The organism is Paenibacillus sp. SORGH_AS_0306, from assembly GCF_030819345.1.
Lineage (GTDB): Bacteria > Bacillota > Bacilli > Paenibacillales > Paenibacillaceae > Saccharibacillus > Saccharibacillus kyungheensis.
In genome coordinates, this window is sequence record NZ_JAUTBP010000001.1 from 2,516,726 (window position 1) to 2,543,143 (window position 26,418).

At 39.5% G+C, this 26,418-nt stretch carries 22 protein-coding genes and 1 pseudogene; 9 read left to right on the forward strand and 14 right to left on the reverse strand.

What is annotated here, in order from left to right; translation table 11 throughout:
- The first annotated feature begins 180 nt into the window (after positions 1–180).
- The 6 genes from proB (at position 181) to mtnB (ending at position 6,154) form a co-directional block, all read left to right on the forward strand.
- Positions 181–1,362 (forward strand): glutamate 5-kinase, encoded by a 1,182-nt coding sequence (gene proB, locus QE450_RS10855; RefSeq protein ID WP_373461970.1) that lies wholly within the window; start codon positions 181–183, stop codon positions 1,360–1,362.
- Positions 1,363–1,409: 47 nt separating this feature from the next.
- Entirely contained in the window at positions 1,410–2,657 is a 1,248-nt protein-coding gene (locus QE450_RS10860; RefSeq protein WP_307299312.1) for a glutamate-5-semialdehyde dehydrogenase, read from the forward strand.
- Positions 2,658–2,758: 101 nt separating this feature from the next.
- Positions 2,759–3,628: a pyrroline-5-carboxylate reductase gene (proC, locus tag QE450_RS10865; protein ID WP_307299314.1), complete on the forward strand. Its 870-nt coding sequence runs from the start codon at positions 2,759–2,761 to the stop codon at positions 3,626–3,628.
- The gene (locus tag QE450_RS10870; RefSeq protein WP_301262186.1) at positions 3,625–4,839 is read left to right on the forward strand and encodes a 2,3-diketo-5-methylthiopentyl-1-phosphate enolase; all 1,215 of its coding nucleotides are present in this window, start codon (positions 3,625–3,627) and stop codon (positions 4,837–4,839) included. Before proC ends, QE450_RS10870 begins: the two co-directional genes overlap by 4 nt.
- Complete coding sequence (locus QE450_RS10875) at positions 4,836–5,513, forward strand: 2-hydroxy-3-keto-5-methylthiopentenyl-1-phosphate phosphatase (RefSeq protein ID WP_273612825.1); 678 nt, start codon at positions 4,836–4,838, stop codon at positions 5,511–5,513. The genes QE450_RS10870 and QE450_RS10875 overlap by 4 nt, the downstream gene beginning before the upstream one ends.
- On the forward strand, positions 5,510–6,154 hold the full coding sequence (mtnB, locus tag QE450_RS10880) for a methylthioribulose 1-phosphate dehydratase (protein WP_307299318.1): 645 nt from the start codon (positions 5,510–5,512) through the stop codon (positions 6,152–6,154). The genes QE450_RS10875 and mtnB overlap by 4 nt, the downstream gene beginning before the upstream one ends.
- A 472-nt stretch (positions 6,155–6,626) precedes the next feature.
- On the opposite strand, the gene QE450_RS10885 is transcribed toward mtnB, so the two are convergent.
- The 7 genes and pseudogenes from QE450_RS10885 to QE450_RS10915 all read right to left on the reverse strand — a co-directional run bounded on the left by QE450_RS10885 (position 6,627) and on the right by QE450_RS10915 (position 14,868).
- A complete protein-coding gene (locus QE450_RS10885; protein ID WP_301262188.1) occupies positions 6,627–7,058 on the reverse strand; it encodes a LysM peptidoglycan-binding domain-containing protein in 432 nt (143 codons plus the stop codon).
- Between the two features lie 1,180 nt (positions 7,059–8,238).
- On the reverse strand, positions 8,239–8,940 hold the full coding sequence (locus QE450_RS10890; protein ID WP_204823557.1) for a DnaD domain-containing protein: 702 nt from the start codon (positions 8,938–8,940) through the stop codon (positions 8,239–8,241).
- A gap of 51 nt (positions 8,941–8,991) precedes the next feature.
- Positions 8,992–10,287, reverse strand: a complete 1,296-nt coding sequence (gene asnS / locus QE450_RS10895) for an asparagine--tRNA ligase (RefSeq protein ID WP_273612829.1) — start codon at positions 10,285–10,287, stop codon at positions 8,992–8,994.
- A gap of 218 nt (positions 10,288–10,505) precedes the next feature.
- A complete protein-coding gene (locus tag QE450_RS10900) occupies positions 10,506–11,705 on the reverse strand; it encodes an acetate kinase (protein WP_273612830.1) in 1,200 nt (399 codons plus the stop codon).
- Positions 11,702–12,575 (reverse strand): annotated as a pseudogene (locus tag QE450_RS10905) (3-hydroxyacyl-CoA dehydrogenase family protein). The gene QE450_RS10900 and the pseudogene QE450_RS10905 overlap by 4 nt, the downstream one beginning before the upstream one ends.
- Before the next feature lie 263 nt (positions 12,576–12,838).
- Positions 12,839–14,341: an AAA family ATPase gene (locus QE450_RS10910; protein ID WP_273612832.1), complete on the reverse strand. Its 1,503-nt coding sequence runs from the start codon at positions 14,339–14,341 to the stop codon at positions 12,839–12,841.
- On the reverse strand, positions 14,341–14,868 hold the full coding sequence (locus QE450_RS10915) for a hypothetical protein (protein ID WP_273612833.1): 528 nt from the start codon (positions 14,866–14,868) through the stop codon (positions 14,341–14,343). The genes QE450_RS10910 and QE450_RS10915 overlap by 1 nt, the downstream gene beginning before the upstream one ends.
- 362 nt (positions 14,869–15,230) lie before the next feature.
- On the opposite strand from QE450_RS10915, the gene QE450_RS10920 reads away from it, so the two are divergent.
- Both QE450_RS10920 and QE450_RS10925 read left to right on the forward strand, forming a co-directional pair.
- A complete protein-coding gene (locus QE450_RS10920) occupies positions 15,231–16,262 on the forward strand; it encodes a sugar ABC transporter substrate-binding protein (RefSeq protein WP_307299324.1) in 1,032 nt (343 codons plus the stop codon).
- Between the two features lie 24 nt (positions 16,263–16,286).
- Positions 16,287–17,975 (forward strand): methyl-accepting chemotaxis protein, encoded by a 1,689-nt coding sequence (locus QE450_RS10925; protein ID WP_307299326.1) that lies wholly within the window; start codon positions 16,287–16,289, stop codon positions 17,973–17,975.
- 92 nt (positions 17,976–18,067) lie between these two features.
- Here QE450_RS10925 and QE450_RS10930 read toward each other — a convergent pair whose 3' ends face one another.
- The 4 genes from QE450_RS10930 to dinG are packed head-to-tail and all read right to left on the reverse strand — an operon-like array spanning position 18,068 to position 23,482.
- On the reverse strand, positions 18,068–18,613 hold the full coding sequence (locus QE450_RS10930; RefSeq protein WP_274172433.1) for a cell wall elongation regulator TseB-like domain-containing protein: 546 nt from the start codon (positions 18,611–18,613) through the stop codon (positions 18,068–18,070).
- A 30-nt stretch (positions 18,614–18,643) separates the two neighbouring features.
- Positions 18,644–19,951 (reverse strand): amidohydrolase, encoded by a 1,308-nt coding sequence (locus QE450_RS10935; protein WP_273612837.1) that lies wholly within the window; start codon positions 19,949–19,951, stop codon positions 18,644–18,646.
- Positions 19,944–20,591 carry a redox-sensing transcriptional repressor Rex gene (locus QE450_RS10940; RefSeq protein WP_273612838.1) on the reverse strand — a complete coding sequence of 216 codons (648 nt, stop codon included), beginning with the start codon at positions 20,589–20,591 and terminating at the stop codon, positions 19,944–19,946. The genes QE450_RS10935 and QE450_RS10940 overlap by 8 nt, the downstream gene beginning before the upstream one ends.
- Positions 20,588–23,482: an ATP-dependent DNA helicase DinG gene (gene dinG, locus QE450_RS10945; RefSeq protein ID WP_307299330.1), complete on the reverse strand. Its 2,895-nt coding sequence runs from the start codon at positions 23,480–23,482 to the stop codon at positions 20,588–20,590. Before dinG ends, QE450_RS10940 begins: the two co-directional genes overlap by 4 nt.
- Before the next feature lie 81 nt (positions 23,483–23,563).
- Here dinG and QE450_RS10950 point away from each other — a divergent pair, with 81 nt between their 5' ends.
- Complete coding sequence (locus tag QE450_RS10950; protein ID WP_307299331.1) at positions 23,564–23,776, forward strand: hypothetical protein; 213 nt, start codon at positions 23,564–23,566, stop codon at positions 23,774–23,776.
- 398 nt (positions 23,777–24,174) lie between these two features.
- Here the strand turns inward: QE450_RS10950 and panD are convergent, their stop codons facing one another.
- From panD to panB, 3 genes are read right to left on the reverse strand one after another with little or no spacing between them, the layout of a single operon-like run.
- Positions 24,175–24,558, reverse strand: coding sequence for an aspartate 1-decarboxylase (gene panD / locus QE450_RS10955; RefSeq protein WP_273612841.1), 384 nt, complete (start codon positions 24,556–24,558; stop codon positions 24,175–24,177).
- The gene (gene panC, locus QE450_RS10960; RefSeq protein WP_307299334.1) at positions 24,551–25,456 is read right to left on the reverse strand and encodes a pantoate--beta-alanine ligase; all 906 of its coding nucleotides are present in this window, start codon (positions 25,454–25,456) and stop codon (positions 24,551–24,553) included. The genes panD and panC overlap by 8 nt, the downstream gene beginning before the upstream one ends.
- Positions 25,453–26,325 carry a 3-methyl-2-oxobutanoate hydroxymethyltransferase gene (gene panB, locus QE450_RS10965; RefSeq protein WP_273612843.1) on the reverse strand — a complete coding sequence of 291 codons (873 nt, stop codon included), beginning with the start codon at positions 26,323–26,325 and terminating at the stop codon, positions 25,453–25,455. The genes panC and panB overlap by 4 nt, the downstream gene beginning before the upstream one ends.
- Positions 26,326–26,418 lie beyond the last annotated feature (93 nt).

The window sequence follows — 26,418 nt, forward strand, 5'->3', positions numbered from 1 at the left end:
AAAGGATTCGCCACCAGCTCTTACCGAACCTACCCCCGAGCTTTTAGCGCCTATAACGCTGAACGGATACCTACCGTTATCTTGGACAAGTAAGCCGGATAGAATGATAGAGTCTATCAATAAAGGTGGTACCGCGGAAGCTCAGACTTTCGTCCTTTGCATCGTATAATGATGTAGAGGATGAAAGTCTTTTTTGTCTATATTTTCAAGAAATATCATAGTAAGTCAGGCAGTTATAAAGGAGTGAAACGATTGTCAAATCAGCGTATTGTTGTCAAGATTGGGAGCAGCTCGCTAACCGGATCACAAGGAGGACTCGATCATCAAGCTGTTGATTTTTTTGCAGATGAGATCGCATCATTACAACATGCAGGCTACTCCGTGCTGTTAGTCACTTCTGGAGCAGTAGCCGCAGGTTTTAGAGAAATTGGGTATCATTCACGCCCCAAATTATTACACGAAAAGCAAGCCGCCGCATCGGTCGGTCAAGCGTTATTGATGCGTGATTATCAACAAGCTTTTGCCCGTCATGGGATTGTCAGTGGACAGATTTTGTTAACACGCAGTGATTTTAATAATCGTAAGCGTACAGGTAATGCGACGATGACGATCGAAGAATTGCTCAAGCAAGGGGTTATCCCTATTTTTAACGAAAATGATACAGTGTCTGTCGATGAATTAAAATTCGGCGATAATGATACGTTATCTGCACTTGTGGCAAATCTAGCTCGTGCTTCGCAATTAGTTATTTTGACAGATATGGAAGGATTGTATAGCGCAGATCCACGTCATGATCCTACAGCTACACGATACGATCGAATCGATGAGATTACTGATGAGATCTATGCAGTTGCTGGAGGTTCAGGTTCAGCGGTAGGTACAGGCGGAATGCGCTCCAAGCTTGATGCTGCCAAAATTGCTACTCGTGGCGGTGTCCCTGTCTTTGTCGGTTGTGTACGCGAAGTCGGCGATCTCAAAGCCGCGATTGATCATCATGGGAAAGGGACTTATTTTGCTACTCATGTGTCTGCTCTTTCGATCAAAAAGCAATGGCTTGGATTTTTATCAACTCCGCTTGGTACGCTAATTGTCGATGATGGAGCAGCCTATGCATTGAGTCGTGAGAATCGTAGCCTATTGCCTGTCGGCATCAAGCAAGTCGAAGGACAATTCCATGCCGGTGATGTGATTGAAGTTGTTAATCTTCAACGTGAAGTACTTGGTCGAGGTATCGTCAATTATGACCATGATCAATTACAATTAATCTGTGGTCTTCCAAGCTCTGAAATATCTACACGATTAGGTATTGAAGATATCCACCGACTAGAAGCTGTCCATCGAGATGAATGGGTTTCATTATAATGATTGATTTGTACGTGAACTGATTATGATAGAGGAGGTTTTTTATTATGAGTGAAGTAGTAGACAAGTCCACTCTTGCAAAACAAGCTTCGACTAGACTAGGAGCACTATCGACTCAAGACAAAAACGAAGCATTGCTTATGATGGCAAAAGCATTGATTTCTCATACCGATGAGATTATTACAGCAAATATAGAAGATTTGGAACATGGACGTGCGCAAGGAACTTCTGAATCTATGTTAGACCGCTTGCGTCTGGATAGCGTACGTATTGAAGGCATTGCTTCTGCTTTACGCCAAATCGCTGATCTGGATGATCCTATTGGTGAGCTATTAGAAACACTAGAACGTCCAAATGGATTAATTATCGAAAAGCTACGCGTTCCTATTGGTGTGATTGGCATTATTTATGAAGCTCGTCCTAATGTGACTGTAGATGCCGCAGGGTTATCGCTCAAAACAGGAAATGCAGTCGTATTACGCGGCGGTTCAGCCGCCCTTTCATCCAATCGCAAAATAGTAGAGATTCTTCATCAAGCCTTAGAACAATCCGCTATTCCACGTGATGCTTTACAACTGATCGAAGATGCTGATCGTGCTTCTGTCAATGAAATGATGAAGCTTAACGGTATTATAGATGTGATTATTCCGCGTGGTGGTCATTCGCTAATCCAAAATGTTGTGCAAAATTCTACAGTTCCTGTTATTGAGACTGGCGCGGGGATTTGTCATACTTTTATCGATGCGACAGCAGATCATCAAATGGCGCAAGATATCGCTATCAATGCTAAAGTACAACGTCCTTCAGTCTGTAATTCGATGGAAACCCTGTTGGTGCATACCGATTACGATCAGACTGCTTTTATAACACTTGCAGAAGCGCTACGCCAGGATCAAGTAGAGATTCGTGGATGTGCACTTACACGTGAACGCATTTCATGGGCACATGAAGCAACAGAACAAGATTACGCTACCGAGTATAGCGACTATATTCTCAATATCAAAATCGTAGCCAACCTTGATGAAGCTCTGGAACATATCGCGACTTATAGCACAAAACATTCAGAATGTATCGTGACGGCTGATGAAGAAAATGCAAAACGATTTATGCAAGAAGTTGATGCGGCAGCTGTATATCATAATGCTTCTACTCGCTTCACCGATGGATTTGAATTTGGATTTGGCGCAGAGATTGGTATTAGCACACAAAAGTTACACGCTCGTGGTCCTATGGGATTGCCTGCTCTTACCTCCACCAAATATCGTATTTACGGAAACGGTCAAATTCGTCAATAATATAAATATGTAAGATATTTTGCTTTGCAAAAATCACGTTTTGATTTAACTAGAAGATAGCGCGCTTATATTGCCAAGCGCGTGAAAGGATGGATATAACGATGAGTCACCCTCAATCGATGCAAACGTTAATAACAGAACCTGTTTGTTTTTATGGATCAGGGTCTATGGCAGAAGCTATTTTACGAGGTCTAGTGAATCGTGCTGTAGTGGTTCCTGATCAAGTGACGATGCTGAATCGTGGTAATCAAGATCGTTTGAATTATTTAGTTCAACGTTATGGCGTATCTGTAGCTGGAGAAGAATCGGCGCGTGCTGCTGCTTTGCAACAATCCAAAGTTATTGTACTTGCGATGAAGCCTGTCGATGCGGCTAATGCGCTTCGTCAATTAGGCCCCACATTAACAGAAGATCAACTTGTTGTATCTGTGATTGCAGGCTTGGAAGTAGCAACGATTCAGCATCTACTTGGTCGCAAGCAACCTGTAGCACGTACAATGCCTAATACGTCTAGCAGTATTGGACTTGGAGCGACAGGTCTTGTCTTTTCCGAAGAAGTCACTCTAAAACAACGTCAATTGGTTCATCATTTATTTGAAGCGGTCGGTACTGTAACTGAGATTGAAGAATCGCAAATGGAAACATTGACTGGTATTTCTGGAAGTGGACCTGCATACATTTATTATGTGATGGAATCGATGATTCGTGCAGGAGTCGAAGGCGGATTATCAGCGGAACAAGCACGTGAGCTGACTGTTCAGACAGTGATCGGCGCTTCTCATATGGTACAACAGACTGGAGAAGAACCTGCTGCTCTACGTGCCAAAGTCACTTCACCTAATGGATCAACCGCAGCCGCTATCAAAGTATTTGAAGAGGCTCATATGCAAGAAACGATTATGCGTGCTGTAGAACGCTGTGCAGAACGTTCCCGCGAGATGGGCGCTGCACTCAAGGAGGACAATTCATGAGTTACTGTATCGCTTCTTATCGTTGTTACGATAGCAAAGCTGATTTTCATAAAAAAGCATCTTCGATTGCAATCGGAATGACTGTCGGTAGCTGGACAGAATTACCTGCTGCCAAGCAACAATCGATGAAAAAGCATCTGGGTGAAGTTATTTCAGTAGATGTGCATGAATCCGAACAAGGTGAGCGGTATGCGGATATTCAGATCGCTTATCCTGATGCTAATTTTAGCTCGGATATCCCTGCTCTACTTATTACAGTGTTTGGTAAAATTTCGATGGATGGTCAGATCAAATTAACCAATTTACAATTTTCAGATACTTTTTTAAAAGCTTTTACAGGTCCCAAATTTGGTATTGAAGGTGTACGCCGTATTCTTGGTATTCCTGAACGTCCATTATTGATGAGTATTTTCAAATCGGTTATCGGTCATGATCTGGATGAATTAACACGTCAATTTACTGCACAAGCGTTAGGTGGCGTCGATCTGATTAAAGATGATGAGATTTTGTTCGAAAATGATTTAACACCGATTGAAAAGCGGGTAGCGGCTTGCCGTAAAGCTGCGGATGATGTACAAGCTCAAACTGGTAAAAAAGTACTTTATGCTGCTAACTTAACCGGTCATACTTTTCATCTAAAAGAACAAGCCAAAAAAGCGATTGATTCCGGCGCTAATGCACTTTTACTTAATGTATTAGCTTATGGATATGATGTTCTTCATGAACTGGCACGTGATCCTGAAATTAATATCCCAATCATGGCGCATCCATCGCTTGCAGGAGCATATTATCCTTCGCCTTATTATGGAATCTCTGCTTCGGTATTGCTCGGTCAATTGATGCGTATTGCGGGCGCTGATCTGGTACTATTCCCTTCTCCTTATGGCTCTGTTGTAATGCCTAAAGAAGAAAATATGGCTATTCGCGAGCAACTGGTTTCTCCAGAACTGCCTTTCCAGCATAGCTTCCCTGTACCATCAGCCGGGATTCATCCAGGGCTTGTACCGTTGATTTTAAAAGACTTTGGCAATGAAGTGATTATTAATGCAGGTGGCGGTATTCATGGTCATCCAGAAGGTGCTAGCGCTGGCGGTAAAGCGTTCCAACAAGCTATTGATGCTGCACTAGCAGGTACTTCACTGGCTGATTATGCCGCTCAAGGACATCACGAACTTAGACAAGCATTAGAACTTTGGGGTGGAGAACGATGAGTGTAAGTAAACAACCGATTATTTTTTGTGATTTTGATGGAACGATTACGAATTCAGATAATATTGTCGCTATTATGAAGCATTTCTCCCCTCCTGGTTATGAGAAAATTATGAATGAAGTCGTAGGAGGACAGCGCTCAATTCGTGATGGTGTAGGCAAAATGTTTGCACTACTTCCTTCTTCACAAAAGCAAGAAATTGTTGATTATGTGATGAGCACAGCGGGGATTCGTGAAGGATTTAGCGATTTTCTAGCTTTGGTTCATCGTCATCAAGTTCCTTTTTATGTAACTAGCGGTGGAATCGACTTTTTCTTAAAACCATTGTTAGCACCTTTTGATATTGCAGAAGATCATATTTTCTGTAATGGTTCTGACTTTAGTGGCGAGTATATTCAGATCGTATGGACACATCCTTGTGATGAACATTGTCAAAATGATTGCGGAATGTGCAAAACAACAGTCATGCGTCAATTCTCACCAGATCAATACGAGCGTATACTGATTGGTGACAGCCTAACGGATTTTGAAGGAGCTAAGATTGCGGATCTAGTCTACTCTCGCTCTGTATTAACAGATAAATGTGTAGAATTAGGTGTAGATCATGTACCTTTCCATACGTTTCATGATATTATTTCAGATTTCGGACAAAGAATAGGAGCGATACATTCATGAGTTTTGTTAATATCCCTTTAGAGCATAAGCAAGCAACATTACAAGAGCTTAGTGGTATCAAAGAGCAATTTGCAGCAAGACATTGGTTTCCAGGTACAAGTGGTAACTTATCGCTGCGTGTAGGCGATTATACGCCTGAGAACTTTCATTTTGCGATCACAGCTAGCGGAAAAGATAAATCGGTAAGTACACCATCCGACTTCTTATTCGTCGATCAAGATGGACGTCCTTGCGAGACTACAGGATTGAAGCCAAGTGCAGAGACATTGATTCATTGCGAAATTTATCGTGAAACAGGTTGCGGGGCTGTATTCCATGTGCATACTGTATTTAACAATCTAGTGAGCGAATACTTCGGTGAACAAGGCGCTGTACCAATACAAGGACTTGAATTAATCAAAGCATTCAATATCTGGGAAGAAAATGCGGCAATTACGATTCCTGTATTACCTAACTACGCTGAAATCCCTAAAATTGCAGAGTTAGTACCGGGTGTATTGAATCAATCTATTCCAGGTATCCTTCTACGCGGACATGGTATCTATGCATGGGGTAAAAATGCGTTTGAAGCAAAACGCCATCTTGAAGCATTTGAATTTATTTTCGAGTATATTTATCGTGATTTATTATTGAAAAAATAATACAGGTCTCTGGCTATTTTTAGATAATCGCCAAAATGATAACAAGATCTATAAGTGAACTAATGGTATTACTCAGTGATTTCACGAATATCAGTTGTGTATTTATTCTGATCCGTTCGGGTTTGGCACTTAGATACGGATCAGAATCGTATTTTTTCACAAATGAAGCGTTATCATTTTGGAAATATTTGAAAATAACGTACAAAAAAGCTGACATTATGATTAATGTCAGCTTTTTTTGTATGTAAAACACAAATAGTTGTTGCCCTTCATTACAAATACCCGTATACTGATTATAAATTAATAACAAGCAAACAGATCAACTGAGTTATCTGCATTCCTTGACTTAAATATGTTGCATTTCGTATAAGAAATACCATAATAGAAACCATCTATGGCAGTAGATGGCTTCATGTATATCTTTATTGGTATTTTTCTATCCTATGCTCTTGGCCGATCAGATGGATAAATCTTATTTTTGCGGAATAGTCAATTGGTATCCAGCTGGAAGAAGATTGTTAGCAGCAATCAACTCATCTACAGTTACACCATATTGAGCAGCGATTTCAGTAAGGCTAGCACCTTGTGGAACAACTACAGTTACGTTTGTTTTAGCTTGAGTTTCAGTAGCAGGTGTCTTAGCGGCATCTGTTTTTTCTTGTTCTGGAGCAGTTGTTGTTTCGTTAGAAGAACCGAACATTGCATTTACTTGTGCAGATACAGCAGCTTGGTAAGCAGCGTTGTCAGCACGTTTTTCTGCTTTATCTTTGTTTTTCTCATGGTTAGATTCGTTGCTTGCAGCAGATACTTGGTGTGCTCCCAAAGGTGCTACTACAGATACTGCTCCCAAACTTGCTGCTACTACTGTAGACAATAATACTTTTTGAATTTTGCTGTTCATCATTTTGTATCTCTCCTAATTGAATGTTTTATTTTGTATTACTCTGTGTTACGTGTTTATCTTGATTTTAGATCACTCTATACTCTAACCACTTTAGCTTGTTATGAATAATTATGAGGTAGTAGTCATGTATTTGTAAGTATTCAGTACTTGTTTATCAGGGCAAAAGTAACTTTACTCCTATTTCAAATAAATTGCAACCCTACTGAAATTGATTTTATTATATTTTGCAAAATTAAATGTGCACAAAGAATAGAAACATACCTAATTAGTTTAGCGCTTACATTTTTAATAAACTTTTTTCCAATTTAATATTTACTGTATATTTTTTCACATTCCGTTTACATTTCTGATTTCCTTCTCTTTTGTCCATAATATGTACACATTTTCGTATCTGTGTTATATAAAGTGACATGAAAGTTCATAATTATATAAAAATAGTTTCATATAGTTACTTTAAATAAGGTTATTTTCTTAGATTCGTCTTCTTATTCCTTCTAAAAATCCTTCTTTTTTATTTGTTAACCTACATAAATTCCTTTGATAGCCTATACTTATTTGTTTATATGTTAACATTTCTCATCTATTATTCATTTTTAAGTATCACATCATGATATTACTCCTCATGTCATATATACCTCACACCTAAGTAGCTAACTATAATTTATGCTCCTCTCACATTTAGTCAAACTCCTTTTTCCCAAATATAGGATAATGTATAATTATACTTTTATATGAATATTAAATCTATAATATAAATTAATTATCTTTCTTGATATTACCTACAAAAATGTACAAAAAACGATGATTTTATAGCGAAAAAAAATTTAAAAATATTTTTTAAAATCTTATTTTTCCGTATGTTTTGATGTTATTTTCATTATTTTTAATCGTGACTATACTATCTTTTTCTGTATCGAGTATCTTATTATTTTAAAAATATGATGCTGTATAATTTCGCATGTGCGTTATATTTTGATAGTTATTACGTAATTATATTTCAATACAGTGCTATGATCTGAAGAGAAAGCTTCTTATCGGATCATAGTTAAACCTAATATATTTGTACATATGATAAAAAGAAGGCTATCTCCTCGAATACATATCGGGAAATAGCCTTCTTTGGCTCTAACTCTATCTATAAGGTTATACTTTTGCTTCATGTACAATAGATAATTTCCACTTACCGTTGACGGAATTTTTGGGTATGTGCACGAGCGTCTTCTACGGTGCGTACACGATTCCGATTCCATTCTAGTAAAATACGATCAATGTATCTGAAATGAAGCTTACCAGCAAATACAGCTTCTTTGAGCGCCATTAGAATCAATTCTTCTGCATACCGATCCTGATCAATCCAACTTGAGATGGTTTCACATTCCATCGGAGATAACGGACGAGCGAATTCTTTTTCAAAAATGATAAAAAGGTTACGTTCGTTTTCTGCTTGCTTATCCGCTTTGGACATTGGTTTAACCGGTTCTGGTAATACGTCTGAAGAATCGATACGATCTTGCTGCTCTGTCGCCAGTACAGTCCCCAGTTTCTCATACAATCCGCTTAGATCATAACGCTCATAGCGAATCCCTGTTAACGGGTCTTCTTCATCCTCAATCAAAATAAATCCTGACTTCATTAACTTCTGGATACGAGTAGCGATCAATGAAGCATCTGCTCCTGTTCTCCACTGTAGTTCTTCAAGTGTCGGGAATTCATTATTTTCAACTTGTCGAAAAGATAGAATTTGAATGAGCAACATTGCTTCCGCATCATCCAGATCTAATGCCTGATAATATTTGAGCAATGCATACGGCACATTCGCTGTCTGCAAACCCAAAGCAAAGGCAGCACCTTTAGACCAGGACTTCCATTGTTCTCCGCCCATGTGATTCACCCTTTCTATTGCTCTACGATTAGACATCATCCTACGTAGAGACTAAGGGTACAGACGGTACAACATACGTGGGAAGGCAATCGTTTCGCGGACATGATCCAATCCACAAATCCACGCCACTGTACGTTCCAGACCTAGACCGAAGCCAGAATGCGGTACACTTCCGTATGTGCGTAGATCCAGATACCATTTATAAGCTTCTTCTGTCAGGTTATGCTCTTCAAAACGCTGTTTCATTAATTCTGGATCGTCGATACGTTGTGATCCACCAATGATCTCTCCATATCCTTCAGGTGCGATCATATCTGCACACAACACTACTTCAGGACGTTCAGGATCAGGTTTCATATAGAATGCTTTGATATCTTTAGGATAGTTGGTGATAAATACAGGCTTGTCATACGCTTCAGCAATCGCTGTTTCGTGTGGCGCACCAAAGTCATTACCCCAAGGAATATCGAAATCTTTACCTTTTAAGAACTCAATCGCTTCGTCATAAGAGATACGTGGGAATGGTGCTTGAATATTTTCCAATTTGGAAATATCGCGCTCCAATGTTTCCAACTCTGTACGGCAGTTTTTAAGAACAGATTGTACGACATATGATACAAATTGTTCTTGCACACGTAGACTTTCTTCATGATCGGTAAATGCCATCTCAGGCTCGATCATCCAGAACTCGATCAAATGACGACGTGTTTTGGATTTTTCAGCACGGAATGTAGGTCCAAATGAATATACTTTACCCAGTGCCATAGCTGCTGCTTCCATATACAACTGTCCACTTTGTGTTAGATACGCATCTTCATCAAAATATTTGATATGGAACAATTCTGTAGAATCTTCTGCCGCAGACGGTGTCAAGATTGGTGGATCGACTTTGGTAAATCCGTTGGTGTTGAAAAATTCTTGTACCGCACGAATAATTTCAGCACGAATCACCATAACCGCACGCTGTCTATTCGAACGTAACCATAGATGACGATGATCCATTAAGAAATCTGTACCATGTTCTTTAGGTGTAATCGGATAGTTTTCAGTTAAATGAATAATTTCGATACCTGTAACAGTCATCTCATATCCAGATTTACTGCGTGGTTCTTCACGAATAATACCTGTTACATACAAAGAGCTTTCTTGTGTTAAGCTTTTCGCATCGTTCCACAATTCTTCGGACACTTCGCTTTTTACAACAACGCCTTGAATATATCCTGTACCATCACGTAATTGTAAAAACTGAATTTTACCGCTAGAGCGCTTATTGTTGATCCATGCGCCAATCGTGACAGTCTGTTCAACATGCTCATTTACTTTTTTTATAACGGTTTTGGTAGACATTTATATACTCTCCCTTTTGCTTATTGAGCAACATCAATGAAATAGGTAATGACTACAAGCGATTTTCAGCAAGAAATCAAAGCAAAAAACGACTTTGCTTTGATTTCTACTGAGAAGCTTTTATATTATCATTATTCAAATCATTTGAATAACATCCATTTACCTATTTTAAATCATTATACAATAAACATCTGCTTGTTTATGATCTAATATGTTGCTTACTTTTGAATCAACTTGTACGTATCACGTGCAATAACAAGCTCTTCATTCGTAGGAACAACCAGTACTTCTACTTTGGAATCCGGTGTAGAAATACGACGTGGATCACCAGAACGGATTTTATTCAATTCTGGATCCAATTTCACACCAAGATATGTTAAGTTTTCACATACTTTTTCACGAACGATTGCAGAGTTTTCACCAATACCTGCGGTAAAGACGATAACATCTACACCGTCCATAGCAGCTACATACGAACCGATGTATTTACGTAAACGATATTCAAACATTTCAAAAGCAAGTGTTGAATTAGCATCGCCTTCTGCCATAGCATCTGTAATTTCACGCATATCACTGCTCGAACCAGAAATCGCCATAAGTCCACTATGTTTGTTCAACATAAAGTTAACTTCACCGATACTGAGTTCTTCTTTGTTCATTACATAAGGTACGATCGCTGGATCAAGGTCACCACTACGGGTACCCATGATTAGACCTTCAAGCGGTGTCATTCCCATTGATGTATCTACAGAGATACCGTCTTTAACAGCTGTTAAGCTACCACCGTTACCGATATGGCAAGTGATTACTTTAAGCTCTTTTAACGGACGTTTAAGGTATTCAGCCGCTGCAAGACTTACATAATAATGAGACGTGCCGTGGAATCCATAACGACGTACTTTATGTTTTTTGTAAAGTACTTTAGGAATAGCATACAAATATGCTTTTTCAGGCATCGTTTGGTGGAATGCTGTATCAAATACAACAACCTGTGGTACGTCAGGCATATTCAACTCAACCGCTTCAATCCCCATGATATGAGCAGGGTTATGAAGAGGAGCAAGATCGAATAAGCGACGAATTTCTTTTTTCACATCTTTGTCTACAAGCACAGATTCTTTAAATGATTCTGCCCCTTGTACTACACGGTGACCTACAGCATCAATTTCGTCTACAGATTGCATAACACCGTGTTTTGCATCTGTTAAGCTTTCGAGTACACGACGAATCGCAATTGTATGATCTAGAATTTCGCTTACAGTATTGTATTCTTCGCCGCCTGTAGGCTCATGAACAAGGATAGAAGAATCCATTCCGATTCGTTCTACGCGTCCTTTGGCTAGAACACTTTCGTCTGTCATGTTGTACAACTGGTATTTTAGAGAAGAACTACCTGCATTAATTACGAGTACTTTCATATCCGGTCACCATCCTTGTCATACTTGAAGAATCCTTCGCCTGTTTTCACGCCAAGACTACCTGCACGAACCAATTTTTTTCAAAATGATCGCTGGACGATATTTCAACTCTCCGTATTCGCGGAACATACGCTCAAGTGCTGCATTTACTGAATCTAGTCCAAAACGGTCAGCCATTTCAAGCGGGCCATATTGGAATTGGTAACCAATGCGCATCGAATCATCGATATCTTCAGCAGAAGCTACGCCTTCTTCAAGTACATGCAATGCTTCATTGATCAATAAACAAATAATACGGCTTGTTACAAATCCAGGAGATTCGTAAACCATGATTCCGCGTTTGTTTACTGTTTGCTCAATAAAGTTTTTTGTCACTTCAAATGTTTGATCGGATGTACGAAGACCACGAATGATTTCTACAAGATCAATTTTGGATACTGGATAAATAAAGTGCATTCCAATAACACGTTCTGGATACATCGTTGAACTTGCAAGTTCTGTTAAGCTCAGTGTAGATGTGTTACTTGCTAGAATAACGCTGCTTGGACATACTTGGTCCAATTGAGCAAATACTTCTTTTTTCGCTTCTGGATCTTCACTGATTGTTTCAATAACAAGTTCACATGTACCCAGATCTGCAAAATGAGTCACTTTAGTGATTTTGGACAAAATCAATTTTTTCTCTGCTTGAGTCAATGCCCATTTTTCCATTTGCTTGTCTAGACTTGTCTCAATCATATCCCAAGCATGGTTCAGCTTGTCCTGTGTTTTCTCAACAAGTAATACCTCGATGCCTTTTTTAGCAAGCATTTCAGAAATACCTTGTCCCATTGTACCGCCGCCGATAACGCCGACTTTTTTAAAATTCATGGTTTCTTTCCACCCTTCCAATATTCATAAAGTGTACAGACTATATATGCTCAGCCTATATCCTTTGAAGCCTTCTATTCGTTGTTGTGTCTTCTCTAGCTTGCCTTTATACAAAATACATAGATACTTCAAAATCAATCTTGTGTACTTGCGTATTGAAGCTGAAAAAATCAAAACATAATGTCAGGCTTTGATATACTCTCCAACATCTAATAATAGCGTAGCGCAGGCAAAAAGTAAAAAAAAAGTACCAGCATTTTAAATTATGCTGGTACATTTGAACTTTTATTGAACTGTTGTCGAAATTGTTCGCCGGATAACACTTCTTCTTTTAACAAAATGTCTAAAGATGTGTCAAAAATAAGGCGACGACTATCTAGAATTTCTTTGGTACGTCTGGTTAAATCTTCTAAAATTGCATTATTTTCTTTCATAATTTGTTCTTTAGGAACCATATTCATACTGACGATGCCAAGCTTGGTAAGACCGGATTCCATCATTGTCTGAACAATATTGAGCGCTTGATCGAAATCGCCTCTAGAACCTGTACTGCGTCCTTCATAATACATTTCTTCAGCAGCAGCTCCGCCGAGAGCAATCATAATTTGCTCTTCCAAAAATGGCTTCGTATACAAGTATTGCTCTTGTGCAGGGTTGTGACGTACATAACCTAGTGCTTGTCCACGTGGACTAAGTGCGACTTGCCCTACACTACCCGGACGAACTACTTCTGCCATAATCGCATGTCCTAGTTCATGAATCGCTACACGACGTTTTTCTTCAATACTGGATTCACGATCTGTTTTTTCACCCATCATAACTTTATCAATCGCCATCGATAAATGACTTTGTAAAATATGATCTGCATTTTGACGCATCGCATAAATAGCGCCTTCATTCATTACACTTTCCAATTGAGCACCAGAGAAACCATACGCTTCTTCTGCTAATTTATCTAGATCGGTTTCTTTTGCAAGCGGTTTGTTTGCTGCATGAAGTTCCAAAATGTGTTTACGACCTTTTTTATCAGGTAGATCCACTTGAATATGACGATCAAAACGACCTGGACGTAACAATGCACTATCCAGCATCTCTTTACGGTTGGTAGCAGCAATAATCAAAATACGTGGTGCTTCATTGCTATAAATTCCATCCATTTCGGTCAACAACTGATTCAGCGTCTGATCATACTCTCGTTGTTGTCCACCTTCACGTTTACCACCAATAACATCTATTTCATCGATAAAAATAATCGCGCTTTGCTTATTTTCTTTGGCAGCACGTGTACGAGCATCTTTGAACAAATCACGAATACGTCCTGCACCAACACCAACATACATTTCTACAAATTCACTACCAGACGCACTGACAAATACAGAATCAGTATAATGAGCAGCAGCTTTGGCCATCAATGTTTTACCTGTCCCCGGAGGACCTGTAAGCAGTATTCCTTTTAACGGACGAATTCCGAATTTGTTCATTTCATCATGACGTACTAGAAAATCAAGAGCTTCACGTAATTCACGCTTCGCATTATCCTGACCACCAATTTGTTCAAATGTTAATTTAAGCGGGCCATTTTTTTTACGTTTACGTTCTTGCGCAGCACCGACCGCTAAGCCACCACGCATTTGCATCACCAAGAATGTTCCACCTACTAGAGCAGCAATCAATAACAACGGTAAAATATTATATCCTACAAAAATAAGAAAAATTAACAAGACCGGCACAAATCCAACAACAATCTCTTTTGTCCATTTAGGCATTAGGCGCTTCCTCCTGTGACTTGAGAATTACGTGGCAAAATCAGGAATTTGCTTCCCTTCCCATTGCTCAAAGATACGTATACGTTACGTTCATCCATTTCTGCTTTAACTTGAATATTTTTATTTTGTTGCATGATACTTTCAACAGTTTCCGGAATTTCAGTATATTTTTGTGTAGCCATTGCTTGAGAAACAGAGAACATTGCATTTTCCCATACTTTGTCGAGTTCTGTATTCGAGTGATCTGTTACTTCTAATTGGAGTGTACGTGTACCCCAGATATCGGTTCCTTGCTTATTCAAAGTCTGTACCAAACCACCTAAATCTGCAGAAGGAGCAAGATCGAGTTTCAACATGACTTCTTTTGGGTTAATACTAATATGAGAGGCATTTACCCCAGGATAGTTCTGTACAATTTTCGTAAGCGGACTGTAGAGAGTCAACTGACGATACGTAAACCATCCACCAAATAATACAGTGGCAGATACGATGACTGTTATAAAAATAGGCATGACACGGAGTTTCATATACGTCCTCCTTTAATGTAGTAAACACGGTGTACATAACAACATATATTTTACTTCGGTATTTTAGCGCCTATCGGTAACAGTAAATAGATAGGTTTTTTGGTGTGTTTACAATTATTCATCTATATATAGTATATCATACGTGTTTTTTGATTTCTAATACCGCTACTTTTAGATACCAGAGTAGCGGTATTTTTATTTATTTATGCCTTTCTTAGTAGAATTTAAATCGGCTCTAACAAAACCCCTACCCTTTGTCGATAATGCCTTTATAATCTTGTCACATTTTGTCTTTATTTTAGATAATGCACAAAATGTAAACGTTATATTCGTTTGAAAATGACTAGTATGGAGGTTAGATAATGCGCCTATGGTTTAAGTATCCCCCTATTTTGTTGGTAGTAGCTCTTTTTATGTTTATGGCAGGTTGTTCTGCAACTTCATCTGTAAGTCCTAATTCCTCAACTTCTACTGCATCTACTTCCACTACTACTGAAGCAACACCCACAACTACGACTAACACAACTACAACAGGAAAAGTCACTATTGGAGTATCTATCCCAGATATGAATGACCGTTTTATCAGTTATGTAGCAGCCGGCATGGAAAGTTATGCCAAAAAACATCCTGATGTGAATGTAATTTATGCTGATGCCAAAAATGATGCTTCTACTCAACTTCAACAAATCAAAGAATTTATTGCGCAAGATGTCAAAGCTATTGCTTTTCTACCGATGGACCCCTCGATTTCAAAAACGATTGTTGATCTAGCCAATCAAGCGAATATCCCGATTGTGGCCGTCAATCGTACTTTCAAAGAATTAGATACTCTCACTTCTTATGTAGGTTCAGATTCATTAACCGCTGGTAAGCTTCAAATGAATGAAGTCGCCAAACTTTTGGGCGGAAAAGGCAATATTGCTATTATGGATGGCGATATGGGTAGCGATGCACAGGTTAACCGCACCCAGGGAAATAAAGACGTTATCGCTAAATACCCTAATATGAAAATTGTTTTTGAAGAAACAGCGAATTATGATCGCGCTAAAAGTATGGCACTAATGGCCAAATGGTTAGCATCCGGTCAACAAATTGATGCGGTTGTTGCCAATAATGATGAAATGATTATTGGGGCTATTCTCGCAACTCAAATTAATGGAAAAGATCAAAATATTGTATTTGCAGGTGTAGATGGTACGATGGATGCTTTGAATTTTATGAAAGCTAATAAATTAAAAGTTACCGTTTTTCAAAATGCATCTGCTCAAGGTAGTCAAGGTCTTCAAACAGCAATAGAAGCTGCTAATGGTAAACAAGTTCCTAAAGAAATCAGCATTCCTTATGAACTGATTACCCCAGCTAATGAAGAAAAGTATATAGCGAAATGGAAATAAGTATATATGAAGGAGTGGTCTGCGATGCGTCTATCTATCCTGCATAAGCTTTTAGCTGGATTTCTTGCTATTGCTCTTATTGCTGGCTGTGCGGGAGTGATCTATATTATGTCTCTTCAACAAATTCAGCAATCGATGAGTACAATTTTGGATCGTTATGTCACTCTAAAATCACAAGCAGATAATTTGAAATTTTATGCTACTACTCAAAATGGATATATGCAGACCTATATGCTGAGTCGCGATTCGTACTATGGTTCTCAATTATTAAGTACGAATGATCAGACGACCAAACTTTTGAATGAGATGAAAAGCTTAGTCGTCTCCAAAGAAGATACCGCTCAATTAGATTATATGCTGAAAATGAACGAGTATTACAAAACCCACGCTCAAGAACTGTTCAACCTGCCTCCTGCTCAAGTGGATCAATCTTATCTTGATGTGATTACCAGTGTTATTCCTGTAGGAAGTATTATTGTTAAGTTTGCTCAACAATTTTCAGATCAACAAGATGCTTTGATGACGGCTGCCAAAGATGAAAATACACAAAAAATAGCACATGTTCGCCAGCTAGCTATCGCAATCAGCATCATTAACTTCGCATTAGCGATTATTATTGGCATCTTTATTTCACGTCTTATCTCCAAACCATTACAAAAATTAAGTAAAGCAGCCAAATCTATTTCTACAGGGGATCTCAATATTGAAGATGTAAATGTTAAGCAAAAAGATGAATTAGGGGAGTTAGCGGTTTCCTTTAATAGTATGAAAAATAACTTGCGTCATCTTGTTCATGAAATTAATGATAATGCTTCGCACGTTATTACGATTTCTAAAGATGTTGCTAGTGGTACGTCTGAAACAGGTAAAGCTGCTGAACACGTTGCAGACATTATGTCTGATCTATCTAACAGTACACAGGATCAAGTTAAAATTGTAGAAGGTGGATTACAAACTGTCTATGATGTTAATAAAGATATTCAGCAGATTGATCAAAGTAGCCAGCAAGCGATGAGCGTTGCGCAACAAGCACAAAGTCAAGCGCTACTCGGTAATCAAGAAATAGTACATGTTATGAACCAAATGGATCAAATTCATCAACGTATGAGTAAATTGGAAGTGATTATTTCTTCGTTAAACAAACGCTCTGGAGAAATTGAAGAAATCAATAATGCAATTTCTTCGATTGCAGCTCAGACGGGTCTTCTTTCTCTCAATGCAGCAATTGAAGCTGCACGTGCAGGTGAACACGGACGTGGATTTGCTGTAGTTACTTCCGAAATCCGTAAACTTTCTAACGAAACCAATGAATCCGTAGATCGGGTGAGAGCACTTGTCAATGCTATTCAAAGTGAAACAAAAGGTGCTACCGAATCGGTGGAAAACATGGTTAAAGAAGTAAGTCAAGGTATTGCTGCGGCTCATTCTGTAGGTAATTTGTTTAATACCATTAAATCTCTAACCGATCATACCACTTCTGAAATTAAAGAAGTGACTGATTCTATCCATCATTTATCTGAACATTCACAGAAGATTGTCAAATCTATGGAAAATATCTCAAGCTTGACCGATCATGTTGCTTCTAACACTGAAAGCGTAAGTGCAGCTACAGAAGAACAATTAGCTTTTTTGGAAGAAAGTACAGCTCATACCGCCACACTTCATTCTATGGCTGAGAAATTACAAAATACGGTACTGCAATTCCGCTTATAATCTATGTTTAATTAACAAAAAAGCATGATCTTTGGATTCAGTATATGAATTCCTTAGATCATGCTTTTTTATATGGTTTGAGCTTGATGATGTTATTCTTGCCCTGTTCCTTTTAAAGTTGCAGGCAATTCCATAGGTCCACCTAATTTGGTTCCATCACGGAAATTGTAGAAAAGATAATAATAACGTTCATTCAGTTTGGCAAAAACTTGCCATGCGTATTTTCCATTATATGAGCCAGGTACAATTCGTACAGCTTCTGCTCCAGGCAAATCTTTTTGCAAAAGATCGGTGGCGGCTTGATAGGATACTGTACCTGCTGTTTTCTCAACATGCACTGCATTAGCTCCTTCTGCTACCGAACCGTCTATATTAAATTTGACCCAGACCATTAGATCTTCTTGTGCTGTATTTTTACCTTCTACGACCCAATACGTTGAACTATCTGTCCAGACGGAATTAAACGTACGCGTCACAGATACAATATCTGCTTTTTCCTGTGCGCTATTAATAGCCAGTTGTTCTTTACTCCATGGCTTTGCCATTACATGCACATAAAATTGATTTACACCTAATATCAGCAATCCTACTACAACGATAATGATTGCAATCCACTTGCCACTTCCCAAATTTCGCAAAACACGCCATCCTTTCCTGTCGACTTCCAGTTAGCGTTTAAGCAAACCTTCAAAAGCACTTTGGGCTTCATGACGAATTTTTTCTTCATCCAATGTTAATGATATACCGTCTTTGATCAATTGCTTACCGTCTACCCATACATGCAATACATCTTTAGCAGATGCAGAATAGATCGTATGTGAAATAAAATCAGTACGTGGTAAAAAATGCGGTTGATCTACATTAAGTGCTGTAATATCAGCTTTCATTCCTACAGCGAATGTACCTACATCATTCAAAAATACAGATCTTGCACCGTATTCAGTACCCATTTTCAATGCTTCTAATGCAGGCACAGCTGTTGGATCGCCGGATACTCCTTTATGAATAAGAGCAGCCAAACGCATTTCTTCAAACATATCTAGATTGTTATTACTTGCAGGGCCATCTGTTCCCAAAGACACAACAACGCCTGCACGCAACAGATCCGGTACACGCGCTACACCACTTGCTAATTTGAGGTTACTGCCCGGGTTATGAGAGATCGCTACTTTATTCTCAGCAAGTACTTCGATCTCTTCATCATTCAAATGAACAGCATGAGCTAACAATGCTGGACGAGTGAAAAATCCTAATTTCTCCAAATGAGCTACAGGACGTAGTCCATAATCTGTAACGTTTAATTGAACTTCTGCTAGTGTCTCAGACATATGTGTATGCAGCGGCAAATCCAAATCATGAGCTGCTTGTACAAATTGTTCGATGTATGCAGGTGGACAAGTATACGGTGCATGTGGAGACATCATCGTTGTAATACGTCCATTCGCTTGACCATGCCAATCACGTGCAAAGTCGATTGATTGTTTTAGCTTTTGCTTTTGTTCTTCTTCTGAACACAAGCCGATTACACCACGCATCAATACTGCACGCATACCCGATTGTTCTACCACTTCGGCTACACGTTCTGAGCGATCATACATATCGAGGAATGTAGTTGTACCGCCTTTTAACATTTCTAATACAGACAGAGCAGTTCCCCAGTATACATCGTCACTTGTAAATTTCGCTTCCATCGGCCACATTTTTTCTTGTAACCATACTTGTAGAGCAAGATCATCTCCATATCCACGTAACAACGACATCGCTGCATGACCATGACTGTTGACTAGACCCGGAATAAAAAACAAATGATTGCCATCTACTACGGTTGTGTCTTCTTCGATCACAGGTTCTTCTTCTCCAAGATACGTAATCCATCCATCTTCAATCACCATATGTCCAAAAAGCATTGATTTCTCTTCGCTCATTACAGCAAACATACCGTTTTTGATGACCCATTTGTTCGAGGTGTTATTCATTAGTTTCATGTTCCTTTCCATCTTCCAGATAATAGGCAAGGCTTAATAAATCCGTTGTAAAATCAGCAGTATGCACACGAATATGCGGTGGAGCTTTCAAAATAATCGGTGCAAAGTTCAAAATAGCCTCAACCCCTGCTTCAATTAACTGATCCGCTACACGCTGTGCTTCAACATTAGGCACTGTAACAATTCCGATACGAATACTTCTCGCTTTGACTGTAATTCCAAGTTCATCAATAGGCTGTACGACTAATGTATTGATTAAAGAGCCTACTTTCGAATCATTAGAATCAAACACAGCTACGATTTTCATTGTTTCTTTTAGATACATATTATAGTTAGAAAGGGCATGCCCTAGATTACCAGCGCCTACAAGTGCCACATTGATTTGTTGATCTAATTTTAAAATATGACGTATTTTCTCAATCAAATACGATACATCATAACCGATCCCTTTACGTCCAAAATCTCCAAAATAAGCTAAATCTTTGCGAATTTGTGCTGGATTCAAGTCTAGTTTTTGTCCCAGTTCTTGCGAAGACACTGTAGGAACTTCACGTGTGTGAAGTTCGTTCAGATATCTAAGGTATACAGGTAGTCTTCGCACGACTGCTTCTGATATTTTGTCGGATTTCATGCTTGCTCCCCCTCTTGATTTACAGTTTCCTTTTCAGGTTCGGCCTGGCTAAGCCATTCTGTAATACGGGGTACCATCTGCTCTGTCGGCATATGTTCCATTTTGGGACCGGGCAATGAATATAGAAAATGCTTGCCATAATAGGACTCGATCACACGAGTGTCATAGACAATAACGATTCCCCGATCACTAGATGTCCGTACTAATCTACCAAAACCTTGTTTGAAACGGATAACTGCTTGCGGTACAGATAATTTCATAAATGGATTTTTCTTTTCTTTTTTCAGCCGTTCACTTTTGGCTTCAAGCAGTGGATGATTAGGCGGTTGAAAAGGTAAACGTACGATCGCCAGACAGGTTAACGCTTCGCCTGGAATATCGACCCCTTCCCAGAAGCTACTTGTACCCAGCAACACCGAAGCGGAACGCTCTTGGAATCTTCGAGTGAGCTTGGTACGACTTCCTCCATCGACCCCTTGTCCAAATACTGCAATATCGCTATGTGATAACTTCTCTTTCAATGGCTCATACACCTGCTTGAGCATCCGATAAGAGGTAAATAACACCATCATTCGTCCATTGGTCGCTTTGGCAGTCTCCGCTAATGAGTTCGCTAACGTATCTACAAAGAACGCATCACCAACACTGCCTTTGACACTTGGAAAATCTCGCGGAATTAACAACAGCGATTGCTCACGATAATTGAAAGGTGAAGATAACTGTTCGGTCATCAATCGACCTTCTTTTTCCGCCTCTACAAGCCCTAACTGTTCAATCATATATTGGAATTTCTTTTCTATTGATAATGTCGCTGATGTCAAAATAATACTTTTCTTTTTATCAAAAAAGTACTCTTTCAATTGCTTGCTCACATCAACCGGTACAGCATACATCTGTAAAGACTTGCTACGGTAATTCCCATTAGCTTCATACCAGTAGACCGTATCTGTACTTTCCAGCTTCACAAATTGACGCAGATCATCTCGTACCACTGTTAAGTCTTTGAATAGACCTGATACGTCTGTTACCAGACTATCTGTGCCTAACTGCTCATCGCTGTCTTTGATCTGATTCATCACTTGCTCGCCTTTACGAATCAACTGGCTCAGTCCGATATGAATCTGATTCTCAAGCTCTGTAATCACATTCCATTCGGTCGGTTGCTTGTCTGGTAAAAGACGAAGTGTAAACTGCCCGGCTTCACCAGGAGCGGCATCACTACGCTGAGGTAACAAAGCAAATAGTAACTCGCTCAATTTATCCCAGTTTTCTTTGACATCTACAATTTCAGGATATAGATTATCAATCGCTATCGCCCAATCCATACCACGTTCATTGCCAGAAGAGCCTAATTGTTGACGCAAAATCGCTAACTGACCATTTTTGCTGTCTTTGAACAATCGTAACAGTGGATGAACCAATGTGAAATATTTCATATGCATACCCAAGTGCTTGCCTGCGACATCTTCTAGATGATGTGCTTCATCAATAACCAAGCGATCATAAGCAGGTAACAATTGATGTCCTGCTTTGACATCGGTAAATAATTTCGAGTGATTGGTAATGACTACATCTGCTGTACCTGCTTCATGCTTCGCACGATGGTAAAAACATTTGCGGAACCATGGACATGCACGACCCAGACAAGAATCGGTATCACTGGCTACCGTTTCCCAGAAGTCAGCACCACGATTACCCATATTGAGTTCTTCATCATCGCCAGTTTCTGTCGCATTTAACCAGACAATCATTTGAGCTGCAATCAATACATCTTCTTTAGGGCTTTGAAATTCTTTTGTATTTATTTTATGCTCAAATTTGCGCAGACACAAATAATGCTGGCGTCCTTTGAATACGGCAGCACGAAATGCAAATGGAACAACTTGAGTCAATAATGGAATATCGCGTTCTCGCAACTGTTCTTGCAAGTTAATCGTATGCGTACTTACCATGACACGATCGTTTTCTTTGACACTATGATAAATCGAAGGTAATAAGTATCCTAGCGATTTGCCTGTTCCTGTTCCTGCTTCGATCAATAGATGCTTATCATCGGTCATCGCTTTGATCACTTCTTCAAACATACGATTCTGCGGTTCCCGTTCTTCATAGTTAGGAAGCAGATTACGTAAGTTTTGTTTCACTTGATCTAAAAATTCATCAAATGAAACATCTGCAAGTGGCATATTACCTCGCTCTTCATGAGCCGGCAAAATTTCATTCCAATCGCCTACTTTTAACGCCAATTGACGGAAAAAGCGATGTTCGTCCAAATCTTGAATCGGCTGTGCTTCTTTCTCCATCCGCACGCCATCAAAATACCAACCCAGATCACTATCCTGATTATCAAATAATTCAGATAAACGCTGGACTGTAATTAATGGTAGATCATTTAACTCTTCCAAGCACTTTAGAAATACATGAGCGGTCGCTAACGCATCACTATCTGCTTGATGAGGACGATCATGGACGAATCCCAAGTCTCTGCTCACCATGCTTAACTGGTAGCTCGATAGATTCGGGAAAAAGATACGTAACAGATCCATCGTATCCAGCACTCGACCTGTAAATGCCAAATATCCGGTCTGATCTAAAGCACGTTGCAAAAATCCTAAATCAAAACCGACATTGTGCCCGACAAGCACAGCATCTTCTAATAGAGGAATCATCTCCAAGATAACATCGTCTAACTCTGGAGCATTCTCTACATCTTCATTTTTAATTCCTGTTAAACCTTCTATAAAAGGAGGAATCGGCACTCCCGGCTTCACCATAGAAGAATATACAGTGGAAATACTTAAATCATGATCTATAATGGCAAGCCCAACTTGAATAATATCATCGGTGGACTGAGTACCTGTGGTCTCAAAATCCAGTACGGCAAATTTCATGGATGTCTAAATCCTCTCCTTGCTGTCGTCTCAACCTGATGTCGAAATGTTCACCTATCAGCATACCAGAAGAAGACCGTTTTGAAAATCAAAGGGTGGGGAGTTATTCAAATTTTAGCTTTTCGTGGGGTGGCGCTGCGAGGAGAAAATCGTTATTGTCGTCGCTTGTTGCAAATCAATCCTTTGAATGACTGCTTTACAGGCAGGATTCGTTTACAAAGGCGAGCGCTTCGCTCTTTCAGAACGATTTTCTCGTCTCCGCTGGTGCAAGTGGATAAGCATAATGTTGAATAACCATTTAGAAAGTAGCAGGAAAAATATGCAGGAACTAATCTATTCTCTAAATAAAAAGAGGATCTAGTCATATATATACTAGATCCTTTTCTTTATCCCTGTTATATAACTAATAGACAATGTCTAAAAATCCTTCAATCTATAAAATGTTCTCCTGCCAAGAATGCTCCGGCAAGCCAACCTGAATAAAATCTTTGGATAGGGTAGTAGATATCTCCTCTAGCGAAGGGAATGGAAATTGTTCTGAAAGAGCGAAGCGATCGCCTTTTTACTATAATCCCTACCGCTATGCGGTATATTCAAGGGATTCTAGTAAACCAGCGACGACAAGAACAATTCCATTCCCGAAGCGAGGTACCTACCAACACTACCAACCCACTTTTATTCAACCCTCATTCTCACATAATGGTTGCGTGTACTTCTTTATGAGCTTCCATAACAGGTTTGTTTGTTTCATCTACAAATACAACCGTTGGGCGGTGAGTCGCTAATTCTTCAGAACTCATCATCGCATACGAGATAATAATTACAGTGTCTCCCGGCTGTACTAGGCGTGCTGCTGCTCCGTTCAAGCACACTACACCACTACCACGTTCACCAACGATAACATACGTTTCTAAGCGAGCACCGTTGTTGTTATTAACGATTTGTACTTTTTCATTTTCAAGCAAATCCGCTGCATCCATCAAATCTTCATCTATCGTAATACTACCTACATAATTTAGATTAGCTTCAGTTACAGTAGCGCGGTGAATCTTGGATTTCATCATCGTTCTATACATGTAAGGCAACACCTTTCGTTTCCAAAATAACATTATCAATCAGACGCGTACGTCCAAATTTCACAGCCAGTGCAATAATCACTTCATGATCCAATGTAGCTAAAACGGTATCTTCTGCTAATGATTCTAATCGTGGAAAACTTAAAATGTCTGCATAATCAATTTCAGCAATATCGGACTGACCGATTGAGGTACGTAGAAATGCTCGTACTTGACCTGCTGTCATCTCTTCTTGCTCTCGCATTTGTTGCTGTACCTGATGTAAAGAGCGTGAAAGTACTAATGCTTGCTCCCGTTCTTCACGAGATAGGTACACGTTACGAGAACTAAGCGCTAGACCATCTTGTTCACGTACAATAGGGCAAGGAACAATTTCAATATCCATATTCAAATCAGTCACCATTTGACGAAGCACAGCGACTTGCTGTGCATCTTTGGTACCGAAGAAGGCATAATCTGGCTTCACAATATTAAAAAGTTTGGTCACTACTGTAGATACACCATCAAAATGACCGGGACGTGAAGCACCACATAGGGTATCGGTAAGATCTGCCACAGTAACATGCGTTTTGATCGGTGTAGGATACATATCTTCTACACCAGGCATAAATACCAAATCGACTCCATTTTTTTCAGCTAAGGCTAGATCACGTTTTTCATCACGAGGATAACGTTCGAAATCTTCATTCGGTCCAAATTGAATCGGATTAACAAAAATACTGATTGCTACAATATCGCTCATTTCAGTTGCTTTTTGCATAAGGCTTGCATGCCCATCATGCAAAAATCCCATCGTGGGAACAAGTCCAACTGTTGCTTCATGATCTATAGTAGAACGCTGTTTGCGTAATTGTTTTACTTCTGCTCTCATTTCGGTGATGCTACGTACAACTTTCACGATTGAGTCTCCACCTTCCGTTTGGCTCCATATAACGATCCCAAAGCTTCTTGATCTCCACTGAATACATGCTGTTCAGCTGGAAATGCACCGCTTCTCACTTCATTAACGTACTCTTGCAAAGCAGCACGAATCGTATTCCCTACATCTGCATACGTTTTGACAAACCGTTTTTCACGATAAGACGATGTGTACTTCACAGCATCATGAAAAACAAGCACTTGACCATCACAGCCACGCCCTGCTCCAATACCGATCGTTGGGATCGATAATTGTTGGCTAATTGTGGTAGCTGCTTCTTCGGTAACCAATTCCAATACAATTCCGAATGCGCCTGCCGCTTCTAATGCAAGTGCATCATCCAATAAACGTTGTGCATCTTTTTCGTCTTTCCCTTGAATCCGGTATCCACCAATTTGGTGTACAGACTGTGGAGTTAGACCGATATGCGCAATGACAGGTACCCCTGCTTGCACAATAGCTTTGACCGTATCTGCAATCTCTGCGCCACCTTCAAGCTTAATCGCATGCGCATGACCTTCTTGCATTAATCGACGTACACTTTTCAGTGTCTCATCGATACTTCCGTGATACGTCATAAACGGCAGATCAGCTACAATAAACGTTGATCCCGCACCGCGAGCAACTGCACGTGAATGGTATACAATATCATCTATAGTTACAGGAATCGTCGAATCATATCCAAGCACGACATTACCTAATGAATCTCCAATGAGCAACATATCTACGCCTGCTTCTTCAGCAAGCTGAGCGGTTGGATAATCGTAGGCTGTAATCATCGTAATGGGATGACCTTCCTGTTTCATTTTTTTCATTTTCAAAATATTAAGCGGCATTTTGGCTGCCATGGTGACATCAAGCTCCTTTTAAGTTGGGTATAGTCTTTCGAACAAAATAAAAAACCTTTTAGTCTAGTCGTTCACTAAAAAGGTCCTGAGTCC

Coding starts and splice junctions, on each gene's coding strand:
- proB (WP_373461970.1), top strand. CDS start 181: ATGAAAGTCTTTTTTGTCTATATTTTCAAGAAATATCATAGTAAGTCA.
- QE450_RS10860 (WP_307299312.1), top strand. CDS start 1,410: ATGAGTGAAGTAGTAGACAAGTCCACTCTTGCAAAACAAGCTTCGACT.
- proC (WP_307299314.1), top strand. CDS start 2,759: ATGAGTCACCCTCAATCGATGCAAACGTTAATAACAGAACCTGTTTGT.
- QE450_RS10870 (WP_301262186.1), top strand. CDS start 3,625: ATGAGTTACTGTATCGCTTCTTATCGTTGTTACGATAGCAAAGCTGAT.
- QE450_RS10875 (WP_273612825.1), top strand. CDS start 4,836: ATGAGTGTAAGTAAACAACCGATTATTTTTTGTGATTTTGATGGAACG.
- mtnB (WP_307299318.1), top strand. CDS start 5,510: ATGAGTTTTGTTAATATCCCTTTAGAGCATAAGCAAGCAACATTACAA.
- QE450_RS10885 (WP_301262188.1), bottom strand. CDS start 7,058: ATGATGAACAGCAAAATTCAAAAAGTATTATTGTCTACAGTAGTAGCA.
- QE450_RS10890 (WP_204823557.1), bottom strand. CDS start 8,940: ATGGGCGGAGAACAATGGAAGTCCTGGTCTAAAGGTGCTGCCTTTGCT.
- asnS (WP_273612829.1), bottom strand. CDS start 10,287: ATGTCTACCAAAACCGTTATAAAAAAAGTAAATGAGCATGTTGAACAG.
- QE450_RS10900 (WP_273612830.1), bottom strand. CDS start 11,705: ATGAAAGTACTCGTAATTAATGCAGGTAGTTCTTCTCTAAAATACCAG.
- QE450_RS10910 (WP_273612832.1), bottom strand. CDS start 14,341: ATGCCTAAATGGACAAAAGAGATTGTTGTTGGATTTGTGCCGGTCTTG.
- QE450_RS10915 (WP_273612833.1), bottom strand. CDS start 14,868: ATGAAACTCCGTGTCATGCCTATTTTTATAACAGTCATCGTATCTGCC.
- QE450_RS10920 (WP_307299324.1), top strand. CDS start 15,231: ATGCGCCTATGGTTTAAGTATCCCCCTATTTTGTTGGTAGTAGCTCTT.
- QE450_RS10925 (WP_307299326.1), top strand. CDS start 16,287: ATGCGTCTATCTATCCTGCATAAGCTTTTAGCTGGATTTCTTGCTATT.
- QE450_RS10935 (WP_273612837.1), bottom strand. CDS start 19,951: ATGAATAACACCTCGAACAAATGGGTCATCAAAAACGGTATGTTTGCT.
- QE450_RS10940 (WP_273612838.1), bottom strand. CDS start 20,591: ATGAAATCCGACAAAATATCAGAAGCAGTCGTGCGAAGACTACCTGTA.
- dinG (WP_307299330.1), bottom strand. CDS start 23,482: ATGAAATTTGCCGTACTGGATTTTGAGACCACAGGTACTCAGTCCACC.
- panD (WP_273612841.1), bottom strand. CDS start 24,558: ATGTATAGAACGATGATGAAATCCAAGATTCACCGCGCTACTGTAACT.
- panB (WP_273612843.1), bottom strand. CDS start 26,325: ATGGCAGCCAAAATGCCGCTTAATATTTTGAAAATGAAAAAAATGAAA.